General features: G+C 43.7%; 8 protein-coding genes. All 8 read left to right on the top strand.

Features of this window, described 5'->3' with window-relative positions; all coding sequences use genetic code 11:
• Position 1: 1 nt before the first annotated feature.
• The 8 genes from FD50_RS02655 to pflA all read left to right on the top strand — a co-directional run bounded on the left by FD50_RS02655 (position 2) and on the right by pflA (position 12,139).
• Positions 2–1,300, top strand: coding sequence for a dihydroorotase (locus FD50_RS02655; protein ID WP_056960089.1), 1,299 nt, complete (start codon positions 2–4; stop codon positions 1,298–1,300).
• A gap of 2 nt (positions 1,301–1,302) precedes the next feature.
• On the top strand, positions 1,303–2,388 hold the full coding sequence (locus tag FD50_RS02660; protein ID WP_056960091.1) for a carbamoyl phosphate synthase small subunit: 1,086 nt from the start codon (positions 1,303–1,305) through the stop codon (positions 2,386–2,388).
• Positions 2,381–5,569: a carbamoyl-phosphate synthase large subunit gene (gene carB / locus FD50_RS02665; protein ID WP_056960093.1), complete on the top strand. Its 3,189-nt coding sequence runs from the start codon at positions 2,381–2,383 to the stop codon at positions 5,567–5,569. The genes FD50_RS02660 and carB overlap by 8 nt, the downstream gene beginning before the upstream one ends.
• A gap of 48 nt (positions 5,570–5,617) precedes the next feature.
• On the top strand, positions 5,618–6,556 hold the full coding sequence (locus FD50_RS02670; RefSeq protein WP_056960096.1) for a dihydroorotate dehydrogenase: 939 nt from the start codon (positions 5,618–5,620) through the stop codon (positions 6,554–6,556).
• A complete protein-coding gene (gene pyrF, locus FD50_RS02675) occupies positions 6,556–7,275 on the top strand; it encodes an orotidine-5'-phosphate decarboxylase (protein WP_056960098.1) in 720 nt (239 codons plus the stop codon). Before FD50_RS02670 ends, pyrF begins: the two co-directional genes overlap by 1 nt.
• Positions 7,272–7,889: an orotate phosphoribosyltransferase gene (pyrE, locus tag FD50_RS02680; protein WP_054756020.1), complete on the top strand. Its 618-nt coding sequence runs from the start codon at positions 7,272–7,274 to the stop codon at positions 7,887–7,889. The genes pyrF and pyrE overlap by 4 nt, the downstream gene beginning before the upstream one ends.
• 959 nt (positions 7,890–8,848) lie before the next feature.
• The gene (gene pflB, locus FD50_RS02685) at positions 8,849–11,107 is read left to right on the top strand and encodes a formate C-acetyltransferase (protein WP_056960099.1); all 2,259 of its coding nucleotides are present in this window, start codon (positions 8,849–8,851) and stop codon (positions 11,105–11,107) included.
• A gap of 207 nt (positions 11,108–11,314) precedes the next feature.
• On the top strand, positions 11,315–12,139 hold the full coding sequence (pflA, locus tag FD50_RS02690; RefSeq protein ID WP_056960101.1) for a pyruvate formate-lyase-activating protein: 825 nt from the start codon (positions 11,315–11,317) through the stop codon (positions 12,137–12,139).
• Positions 12,140–12,230 lie beyond the last annotated feature (91 nt).

Here is a 12,230-nt window from a genome sequence, read left to right on the forward strand (position 1 = left end):
GATGAATTCACAGAAACTATTATTGAAAAATGGCCTTGTCTACCAAGGCGGTCAGCTGCAACGCTTAGATCTATTATTAGCGGATGGCTTAATTGCAGCGATGGGTTCAGATCTGACCGCACTCTTACCGTCAGACTGTCAAACATACGACTTGCAGGGCAAACTGGTTTCACCTGGCCTAGTTGATGTGCATGTTCATTATCGTGAACCTGGTTTTACGTATAAAGAAACTATTAAGACAGGCACGCAAGCAGCTGCACATGGAGGCTTTACGACTGTATGTGCAATGCCAAATGTTTCACCTGTTCCAGATACACCTGAACTTTTAAATGCTTTGCAAAAACGCAATCACACAGATGGATGTGTTCATGTTAAACAATATGCTGCTATTACCCAAAAGCGTGCCGGCAAGCAGCTCAATGATTTTAAGGCTTTAAAAGCTGCGGGCGCCTTTGCTTTTAGTGATGATGGCAGTGGAATTCAAACTGCAGGTACAATGTATGCGGCAATGAAGGCCGCAGCGGCGGAGAATATGCCGCTAGTGGAGCATATTGAAGATGACTCACTCTTGCAAAATAAAGGTGTGATGAACGCGGGTGCACGTGCGACTGCGTTAGGTTTGCCAGGGATGCTGGGACTAAGCGAATCCAGCCAACTGGCACGCGACTTGGTGCTGGCACAACAAACTGGCGTCCATTATCACGCATGCCACTTGTCAACACGCCAAAGTGTTGAACTGGTCCGCTTGGCCAAAGCACATCATATTAATGTCACTTGTGAGGTTGCACCGCATCATTTATTGTTGGCAGATGAAGACATTCCAGCAGATGATGGCTTTTATAAAATGAACCCACCGTTGCGCAGTGTCCAAGATCGGGAGGCTTTATTAGCCGGACTCTTAGATGGAACCATCGATATGATTGCAACTGATCACGCGCCACATGCTGCTGCGGAGAAGGAAGGCGGCATGTGTCATGCGGCCTTTGGAATTACAGGAAGTGAAACTGCATTTGCACTTTTATATACTCAGCTAGTCAGAAAACACAAAGCACGCCTCGAGCAATTACTGGATTGGATGAGCATTGCACCAGCGAAATGTTTTGGAATGAGTAAGGCCGGAGCATTGTTTGTTGGAAAGCCAGCTGATTTGGCGGTTTTTGATTTAGAACATGAATTTGAATTGCAAAAAGACAGTTATTTCTCAAAGGGAAAGAACACCCCGTTTACCGGTGAAAAAGTTTATGGTGCAACCTATATGACCTTTGTTTCCGGCAAATTGGTTTATAAAAAGGAGGACTGACCTTGAAACGTTACTTGATATTAGAAGATGGCAGCACCTACGAAGGCGAAGGTTTTGGTGCACATGCGACCACAACAGGTGAAGTTGTTTTTACAACTGGGATGACAGGTTATCAGGAGGCTGTGACTGATCAGTCTTTTGCCAATCAGATTCTGGTTTTTACCAATCCCTTAATTGGCAATTATGGAGTAAATCTCGATGACTACGAATCAATTGAACCCGGCTGCAAGGGTGTGATCTGTCATGAACTTGCGCGGGTATCGAGTAACTGGAGGCAGCAGGGAAGTTTCGCCGCTTTTCTAGAACAAATGGGAATTCCAGGAATCACAGGAATTGATACTCGTGCTTTAACTAAGAAATTGCGGGTTGCAGGAACAATGAAGGGCAGAATTATTGAGGATCTGACAGATGCCGAGCATGCCTTTTCACAACTTACAGCGACAGTTGTTAATGAGAATCTAGTTGCTCAAGTCTCAACTTCAAAGCCGTATCCTAATCCGGGAAGCAAACGCAATGTGGTTGTAGTTGATTTTGGGCTCAAGCACAGTATTTTACGCGAGTTGGCGCAACGAGATTGCAATACGATTGTGTTGCCTTATACTGCTACCGCCGAAGAAATATTCAGACTCAAACCAGATGGCGTGTTGCTTTCAAATGGCCCAGGGGATCCTAAGTCATTGCCCGCTGCCATTAAAATGGTCCAAAAAGTTGAAAAACGGTTGCCGCTTTTTGGGATTTGTCTAGGACACCAGCTTTTTGCACTTGCAAATGGTGCTGATACGTTCAAGATGAAGTTTGGACATCGGGGATTCAATCATCCAGTTAAAGAGATTGCCACTGGCAGAATCTGTTTTACTTCACAGAACCATGGATACGCGGTTGCTGCTGAGTCAGTTGACAGCGAGCTGATGAATATTACTTACCGCGAGTTGAATGACGGTACAGTTGAAGGATTACGGCATAAGAATTATCCTGCTTTCAGTGTTCAATTCCATCCCGATGCGGCACCGGGACCACATGATGCTGTAGCAATTTTTGATGACTTCATGCATATGATTGATGTAAGAAAGGATGAGAGCGATGCCTAAGAGAACAGATATTCATAAAATCATGGTGATCGGTTCTGGTCCGATCATTATCGGACAAGCTGCCGAATTCGATTATTCAGGAACGCAGGCGTGCATGGCGTTGCGCGAAGAAGGATACGAAGTTGTGTTAGTAAATTCTAATCCTGCTACCATTATGACCGACACTGAGATTGCGGATCGGGTGTATATTGAACCGCTGACTACCGAATCAATTTCGCGAATTATCCGGCAAGAATATCCCGACGCGCTGTTGCCGACTTTAGGCGGTCAAATCGGATTGAATATGGCAATGTCGCTAGCTAAGACTGGAATCTTAGACGAACTTGGAATTGAATTGTTGGGCACAAAGCTTGAGGCAATTAATCAAGCAGAAGACCGTGAGCTTTTTAAGGAGCTGATGGCGCAGTTGCACGAACCGATTCCAGAGTCTAAAACGGTGAACACAACCGCAGAAGCATTGGCTTTTGCTGATCAGATTGGGTATCCGGTGATTGTACGGCCGGCTTTTACGATGGGTGGAACAGGCGGCGGTCTGTGCGATAATCGCGAACAGTTGGCAGAGATTGCAGCTAATGGGCTTGATCTTTCCCCAGTGACACAATGTTTGATTGAAAAAAGCATTATGGGATATAAGGAAATTGAATTTGAGGTTATGCGTGATCATGCGGACAATACGATGGTGGTCTGCTGCATGGAGAATTTTGATCCGGTTGGTATCCATACCGGAGACTCGATTGTACTGGCACCCACACAGACCCTAACTGATCGTGAATATCAGATGCTGCGCGATGTATCTTTGCGGCTAATCAGTGCCTTAAAAATCGAAGGCGGCTGCAATGTCCAGTTGGCATTGGATGCCAATAGTTTTAAATATGATGTGATTGAAGTTAATCCGCGTGTCAGTCGCTCTTCTGCGCTTGCTTCTAAAGCCACCGGGTATCCGATTGCTAAGATGGCCGCTAAGATTGCGGTAGGCTTGACGTTGGATGAGATCAAAAACCCAGTGACTGGGACAACCTATGCTGAGTTTGAACCTGCACTTGATTACGTAGTTGCCAAGATTCCGCGCTGGCCATTTGATAAGTTCCCGCGTGCTAACCGCAAGTTGGGGACACAGATGAAAGCTACCGGAGAGGTAATGGCAATCGGCAGAACGGCTGAAGAAGCACTGCAAAAGGCTGTACGTTCGCTTGAAATTGATGAACAGGATCTGTTAGCGCCGGCAGCTCAGGCCGCGACTGACAGTCAGCTTGAAGAAAAATTGGTACATCCGCAAGACGATCGTCTTTTTTATCTGGCGGAAGCCTTCAGGCGCGGTTACACGCTCAACGAGGTGCATGAGTTAACAAAGATTAATCATTATTTTCTTGATATTATCATGCATTTGACTGAATTAGAGGCGCAGCTCAGCCGTCATCCGCATGATTTGGAAGTCTTGAAAAAGGCTAAACGCTACGGTTTTAGTGATCTGACAATCGCCAAATTATGGAATCTGAAAGCTGATGAAGTCCGTCAATTGCGGCAGGCTAAGCAGATATTACCTGTTTATAAAATGGTTGACACCTGTGCGGCAGAATTTGAGTCACAGACTCCTTATTTTTATAGCACCTACGATCAAGAAAATGAGAGTCAGCCATCTGCTAAAAAATCAATTTTGGTAATTGGTTCAGGTCCAATTCGAATTGGGCAGGGAGTTGAATTTGATTATGCAACTGTCCATAGTGTCAAGGCAATTCAAAAACACGGTTATGAAGCGATTGTCATGAATAGTAATCCAGAAACAGTTTCAACCGACTTTTCGATTTCAGACAAGCTCTATTTTGAACCTTTGACCCTTGAAGATGTGCTAAATGTAATTGAGCTTGAGCAACCAGCCGGAGTGATTGTGCAATTCGGTGGTCAGACAGCCATCAATCTAGCCGCAGGGTTAGTTGCCCACGGCGTCAAGATCTTGGGAACCAGTGTTGAAGATCTTGATCGTGCAGAAGATCGGGAACTCTTTGATCAAGTTATTAATCGATTAGGGTTGAAGCAGCCAAAAGGACAGACTGCAACGACACAGGCGGGTGTAATTGCTGCTGCTCAAGAGCTCGGCTATCCTGTGCTTGTTCGTCCAAGCTATGTATTAGGCGGACGTGCCATGGAAATTGTTAATAACGAGGTTGAACTTAAAGAATATTTAGCCCAGAATGCGCAAGTCGCGAGTGATCATCCTATCTTAGTTGATAAGTATCTTGAGGGAAAAGAATGCGAAATTGATGCAATCTGTGATGGAAAAGACGTGCTGGTGCCTGGCATCATGGAACATATCGAACATGCCGGAGTCCATTCAGGTGATTCAATGGCTGTTTATCCACCACAATCTTTTTCACAAGATGTTAAAGATCAAATCGTAGCAGCGACCCAAAAATTGGCGGTGGCACTGAAGTGCATTGGAATAATGAACATTCAGTTTATTATTCACGAACATGAAGCATATGTGCTTGAGGTGAATCCGCGTGCTAGCCGGACAGTGCCGTTCTTGAGCAAAATCACCGGCATCGAGATGGCACAAGTTGCGACGCAAGTCATTTTAGGTAAGTCATTGCACGAACAAGGCTTTCAGACCGGACTCTATCAAGAAAGCAAGACGATCCATGTAAAGGCACCAGTCTTTTCTTTCAGTAAATTGGAAGATGTTGACAGCTACCTTGGGCCGGAGATGAAATCAACCGGTGAAGTAATGGGAAGCGATCATACATTTGAAAAGGCACTCTTAAAAGCTTTTGCAGGGGCTAAGATGCAAATGCCGCTTAGTGGGAACGTCTTATTGACAAGCGACCATCATGATAAAGAAGCACTGCTTCCTTTAGCTAGACGTTTCAGTGCGATCGGGTATCAGTTGCTGGCTACCAGCGGGACTGCCAATTTTCTACGCTCACATGGCTTGCGCGTCTTGAAGGTCAACAAAATTGGCGAACATGACGAAGCGGGCAGTGATCTGCTTGAAGATTTGCGGAATGGTCAAATCCAATTAGTGCTGAATACGATGGGACACGACCAGGAAGCAACTTCAGCTGGTTTTATTATTAGACAAACTGCGATTGAACACAATATTCCATTGTTGACTTCGTTGAATACCGCAGAAGCATTAGTTCGTGCACTTGAGAACCGCACATTTGCGACAGATGTTCTCCACTAAATCGATTTGTAAAAAGGCTTGCTTGTTTTAAAAGATGGAGGTTTTGAAATGACAGTAAATGAACGACTCGCAGTGGAACTTCCCGGACTAAAATTAAAAAACCCGGTAATGCCCGCCAGCGGCTGCTTTGGTTTTGGGGACAATCGTGCAGCACAGCTTTATGATTTAAATAAACTGGGCGCGGTCGTAATTAAGTCGGTGACCCTTGAAGCTCGGAACGGTAATCCGGCACCGCAGATTGTGATGGCTGGACAAAACGTTTTGAACGCTGTGGGATTGAAAAATCCGGGACTCAAAGTGATCTTAGCTGAAAAATTACCAGCTTTGCGCCAGAAGTATCCTGAGCTTCCCCTTGTGGCAAGTGTTGCCGGGGCAAGTGTGGATGAGTATGTAGAAGTTGCACGGCAATTAGCCGCTTCGGGGATGGTGAATGCTCTGGAGTTAAATATTTCATGCCCCAATGTTCATGAAGGCGGGATGCAGTTTGGAACGAATCCACAGACTGTTTGCACGTTGACAGAAGCTGTCAAGAAAGTAATTGGAGAGGTTCCGCTTTATGTTAAGCTTTCTCCGAATGTAACAGATATTGTTGTCTTAGCTCAAGCTGCAGCAGCTGGTGGTGCGGATGGTTTAAGCATGATTAATACTCTTTTAGGGATGAAATTTGATTTGAAAACGCGGCAACCGGCACTCGGAAATGTTACCGGTGGGCTTTCTGGTCCTGGCATCAAACCGATTGCAGTTCGGATGATTTATCAAGTGAGTCAAGCAGTTGCTTTGCCGATTATTGCATTAGGCGGCATTGAGACCGCTGCTGATATTATTGAAATGTATCTGGCAGGAGCGAGTGCGGTCGGGATTGGAACAGCACACTTTAATTCTCCAACCGCCTGCCTTGATTTGATCGAAGAACTGCCGCGTGAGCTGGACAAACTTGGAATTAGCAGTTTGCAGGCATTAATTGAAGAAGTTAGGAGTACACGTTAATGGGGATTAAACGGCCGATTATTGCACTTGATTTTCCTGATCGGATTGCGACAGTTGCTTTTTTGCGCCAATTTCCAAACGATGAACAACTTTTTGTCAAGATCGGGATGGAACTTTTTTACAGTGAAGGACAGGACATGGTTAAAGAAATCATGACACTTGGTCATGATGTCTTTTTGGATCTAAAATGCCATGATATTCCGCATACTGTTGAGATGACAATGCGTGTGCTTGGTAAATTAGGTGTCAGTCTGACAACATTGCATGCTAGCGGCGGCAGTGAGATGATGCGTGCTGCTAAAACAGGTTTGCTAGATGGCAGTGCAGGGAACAAGCACGCCAAGTTATTAGCAATCACACAACTGACTTCAACTTCGCAGCAGCAGCTTGTTACAGAACAACAGCTTAATGTGCCATTGCAAGAAAGTGTCTTGCATTATGCAAAATTAGCCCAGAGCGCTGGCATGGACGGAGTAGTGTGTTCAGCACATGAAGCAGCTGTGATTGCACAACAGACACCGCTGGAATTTTTGCGGGTTACACCTGGAATCCGCCTTGCAGGTGGAGCTGTTCAGGACCAAAAAAGAGTAATGACCCCGGCTGAGGCTGCAAAAAATCATAGTAGCGCACTTGTAGTTGGCAGAGCAATCACACAGGCACCTGATAGCGTGAAAGCTTATCGCTTGGTCAAAAAAATGTGGGAGGAATCATTGGCATGAAGCAAATTGCACATGATCTATTAGAAATTAATGCAGTCACATTAGCACCGCAAAAGCCTTTTATCTGGGCCAGCGGCATCAAAAGCCCAATCTATTGTGATAACCGCTTAACAATCAGTTATCCAAAAATCCGTACCCGGATTGCGCAGGGACTTGCGGCGCTTATTAAAGATACTTTTCCTGAAGTTGAAGTCATCGCGGGCACCGCAACTGCTGGAATCCCGCATGCGGCCTGGATTGCTGAAGAACTGCAACTGCCGTTGGTTTACGTGCGTTCTAAGCCTAAAGACCATGGGCAGGGAAAGCAAATTGAAGGAGTGTTGCATGCCGGACAAAAGACAGTTTTGATCGATGATTTGATTTCGACCGGCGGCAGTGTTTTGCAGGCAGTGCGTGCTTCGCAAAAAGAAGGTGCTGAAGTCATTGGCGTTTGTGGAATCTTCAGTTACCAGCTAAAAGCAGCTACCGAAAACTTTGCACAGGCCAAAATTCCCTTTGAAACGTTGACTAATTATAGCGAATTAATTGATGTTGCTGAAGAAGAACAGCGCATTAATGCGGTAGAAAAGAAATTATTACAAAATTGGCGAAAAGACCCGGAAAATTGGCAGTAATTTTGATTTTGTTGCCGCCTAATTCGGGTTCAGTTATAAATATTGGTTAGTGATCGTCTATCCGGAATAAAAGAGGGGCTGTGACAAAAGTTAACTTTTGTCACAGCCTCTAATTTTAATAGATAATCATATTTTTGCTGCTAGTTGGGTTACTTAATTTCAGCTTTGATAATGATTTCAGCAACTTTTTATAATTATTATCAGATAATAATTATAATAGACATAATTAGATTTTTATGTTATATTATTACCACAAAGAAAGCAACGGCGGTCTTTTAGATCAATTTTTTTGATATTGAAAGTAATTCTATTTTTAAGCTTAAATACATAATCATTTAGCGACTGTTAAGAAGAAGTGCCGACACTCAGCGTTTAGCCGCCGTGGACTAAGATCTGGATTACAAAGTAACCTGAACTTGGTTACGCGTAATGCAGGGTTAGGCACAGGAGGCTGCTGTGTGGAGCACGTTAAGAAGAAGTGCCGACAAGCACCGGGAGACTTTGAGCACTAGCAGCAAATTGCAAAGTAGTCGGTTTTTGACTATGCGCAATTTGTAGTTAGGCGCAAAAGGCTGGTGGATGGAGCACGTTAAGAAGAAGTGCCGACAAGCACCGGGAGACTTTGAGCACTAACAGCAAATTGCAAAGTAGTCGGTTTTTGACTATGCGCAATTTGTAGTTAGGCGCAAAAGGCTGGTGGATGGAGCACGTTAAAGAAGAAGTGCCGACACTTCCACAAGACAACCACTAAATGAGTTACATTTTTGTGATTTTTTGTGCAATTAAATGTACAAAAAGAATTACGTTTTACACGATATAAATTGAGACATTTAGAAATAATCAAAATTATTTTTAATATGTTGTGAAAAACCTTGCTTGCAGTTGATAGTGGTGCTATCATTCAGGGTGTAGAAAGCGTTTTCTTAAAACCTTGATTTAAACAATAGGGGGCAATATAAATGAAACAGCTCGAAAAGAAAGTTAACCAGATAGCTTGGGACGGATTCAATGGTGGTAACTGGCAAAAAGAAATTGACATTCGTGACTTTATTCAACAGAACTACCGTCAATATGAAGGCGATGAGTCCTTCTTGGAAGGTCCGACAGCGGCCACTACAACTTTAAATGACAAGTTGGTTTCTTTGAAGTTAAAGGAACGTAAAGCAGGCGGTGTTTTGGATGCAGATACAAAAGTCGTTTCAACAATTACTTCACATGGCCCAGGTTATTTGGACAAAGAGCTGGAGAAAATTGTTGGTCTGCAAACAGATAAGCCCTTGAAAAAAGCATTAATGCCATATGGTGGAATTCGCATGGCAAAGGACGCACTTGAGGCGTATGGGCTCAAGCTCGATCCTGAAACTGAATATATTTTCAATGATTTGACCAAGACACATAATCAAGGAGTCTTTGATGCCTATACGCCTGAGATTAGACGTGCGCGTCATTATAAGATTGTGACTGGACTACCTGATGCTTATGGTCGTGGGCGTTTGGTTGGTGATTTTCCACGAATTGCTCTTTATGGGATCGATCGTTTGGTGGAAGAAAAACTGAATGATTTAGACAATTATGGCGATACCGAGATGACTGCTGATGTAATCCAGATGCGTGAAGAGATCACGGAACAAATCAGAGCTCTGCACCAGATCAAAGAAATGGCTGCAGCATACGGTTTTGATATTTCACAACCGGCTACAAATACGCAAGAAGCATTGCAATGGTTATACTTTGGCTACTTAGCAGCTATCAAACAGCAAAATGGGGCTGCAATGTCAATTGGTCGAATTGATACCTTCGTCGATGCTTATATTGAACGCGATTTAGCTCGTGGAGTTTTGAATGAGCAGCAGGCACAAGAATTGATCGATCAGTTTACAATGAAACTGAGAATGGTTTCCTTCATTCGAACACCAGAATATAATTCCCTTTTCTCAGGTAATCCGATTTGGGCAACTCTTTCACTTGCAGGAATGGGAATTGATGGCGAACATCATGTCACCAAGACAGCTTTCCGCTTCTTGAATACTTTGAAGAATATGGGAGCAGCACCAGAACCAAATATTACGCTCTTGTGGTCACAAAAACTGCCTGAAAACTTCAAACGCTACGCTGCCAAGGTTTCAGTTGAAAGCTCAACCATTCAATATGAAAATGACGATTTGATGCGTAAACAGTGGGGAACGGATTACTATGCAATTGCCTGCTGTGTTTCAGCTCAGCCGGTTGCAGATGGAATTCAGTACTTTGGAGCGCGTGCAAATCTTGCTAAAACCGTCTTATATGCAATCAATGGTGGTAAAGACGAGATTGGCAAGGCACAAGTTGGACCTGCTTATGCCCCGATTACTAGTGAATATCTTGACTATGATGAATTTATGAGCAAATTTGATCCAATGCTTGATTGGTTAGCGGATGTATATGTGAATGCATTAAATACAATTCATTATATGCACGATAAATATTATTATGAATCAGCACAATTAGCTTTGAAAGATACACGCCTTGACAGAACATTTGCAACTGGAATCTCCGGTTTGTCGGTGGCGGCTGATTCAATTTCTGCGATCAAGTACGGCCATGTTAAAGTAATTCGGGATGAAGACGGAATTGCAGTTGATTTTAAGGCTGAAAACGACTTCCCTCGTTATGGTAATAATGATGATCGGGCAGACGAAATTGCAGTTTGGCTTGTAAAAGAACTCTACACGAAGATGAATAAGCATCACCTGTACCGCAATTCGAAGTTATCAACCTCTGTGTTGACAATTACTTCAAATGTTGTTTATGGCAAAAATACAGGGACCACGCCTAACGGTCGTAAAAAGGGAATGCCATTTTCTCCTGGTGCAAACCCAGCGTATGGTGCTGAAGAAAGCGGCGCGTTAGCTTCCTTGCTGTCAGTTGCTAAATTGCCTTACAAGTATGCAACCGATGGAATTTCGAACACATTTGCTGTTACACCAACTACTTTGGGACATGACGAGCAGATGCAAGACAAGACCTTGGTTAATATGATTAATGGTTACATGAAGAATAATGGGCATCACCTCAACATTAACGTCTTCAATCGGGAAACATTACTTGATGCTCAGAAACATCCTGAGGAGTACCCGACCTTGACGATCCGTGTTTCCGGATACTGTGTTTACTTTGCAGATCTTACGAAGGAACAACAAGACGACGTAATTTCACGGACATTCCATCAAAGCATGTAGGAGTGAAAGTGTAAAAGACACAAAGCTGAAAAAGTAGTCATGCGTACTAAAAGGAGGACTGTGCTGCAAATAACTTTTGTGCACAGTCCTTTTTGAAATCAGCGTCCAAGGTTGATTAAGGATCAGAAGATGAGCAATCTTGGGATGAATCCAAGCGAAATCTTGGCACAAAATTTCTTTTTAGATTAAAGATTAGGGGGAAGAGCAATGGTTTATGAACGACGCATTCATGAAAGAAAAGTTCCAATGCGGGATGGACAGATCCTGGGCTATGTACATTCTACTGAGAGCTTTGGAGCTGTTGATGGCCCTGGAATTAGGTTTGTTGTCTTCATGCAAGGATGCAATATGCGCTGTCAGTTCTGTCATAATCCTGATACCTGGAAGAAAAATGTTGGGACAGAGATGACAACGGCTGAGGTATTGAACAAGGCATTACCGTATCGCCAATTTTGGGGTACCGATGGCGGAATTACACTTAGCGGAGGTGAGATTCTGCTGCAGATTGATTTCGCTATCGAGCTCTTTACCAAATGTAAGCAGCTTGGGATCGGGACATGTTTGGATACCTGCGGGCAACCATTTACACGGCGGCAACCTTGGTTTTCTAAATTTGAACAATTAATGAAAGTGACCGATATTTTGCTGGTCGACATTAAGCATATTAATTCAGATGAGCATCGCAAGCTAACCGGATACCGCAATGAAAATATTCTGGACATGTGCAAGTATTTGTCGGACATTGGCAAACCAGTGTGGATCAGGCATGTACTCATTCCAGCCAGAACTGATTTTGATAACTACTTGGCTCAACTGGGCGATTATATTAAAACTCTCAAAAATGTGCAAAAGGTCGAGGTACTGCCTTATCATACGATGGGTGTCCACAAGTATCATGAGATGGGGATTAAATACAGTCTTGAAGGTATTGAACCACCCACACCTGAGCGAGTCAAAAATGCTGAAAAACTCCTGCATGTGGAAGATTATCGCGGATATTTAACTAATACAACAACTACAAGTAGAGCTTAAGCAGTAAATAAACTAATCAAGGACGGGGCTGTGACAAAAGTTAACTTTTGTCACAGCCCCGCTTTTATTCTGGATAAACGTGTTCCATAAG

This window comes from Liquorilactobacillus satsumensis DSM 16230 = JCM 12392, from assembly GCF_001435195.1.
Lineage (GTDB): Bacteria > Bacillota > Bacilli > Lactobacillales > Lactobacillaceae > Liquorilactobacillus > Liquorilactobacillus satsumensis.

Excerpts from the sequence above, each read along its gene's own strand:
- FD50_RS02655 (WP_056960089.1), top strand. The coding sequence starts at position 2 with ATGAATTCACAGAAACTATTATTGAAAAATGGCCTTGTCTACCAAGGC.
- carB (WP_056960093.1), top strand. The coding sequence starts at position 2,381 with ATGCCTAAGAGAACAGATATTCATAAAATCATGGTGATCGGTTCTGGT.
- FD50_RS02670 (WP_056960096.1), top strand. The coding sequence starts at position 5,618 with ATGACAGTAAATGAACGACTCGCAGTGGAACTTCCCGGACTAAAATTA.
- pyrF (WP_056960098.1), top strand. The coding sequence starts at position 6,556 with ATGGGGATTAAACGGCCGATTATTGCACTTGATTTTCCTGATCGGATT.
- pyrE (WP_054756020.1), top strand. The coding sequence starts at position 7,272 with ATGAAGCAAATTGCACATGATCTATTAGAAATTAATGCAGTCACATTA.
- pflB (WP_056960099.1), top strand. The coding sequence starts at position 8,849 with ATGAAACAGCTCGAAAAGAAAGTTAACCAGATAGCTTGGGACGGATTC.
- pflA (WP_056960101.1), top strand. The coding sequence starts at position 11,315 with ATGGTTTATGAACGACGCATTCATGAAAGAAAAGTTCCAATGCGGGAT.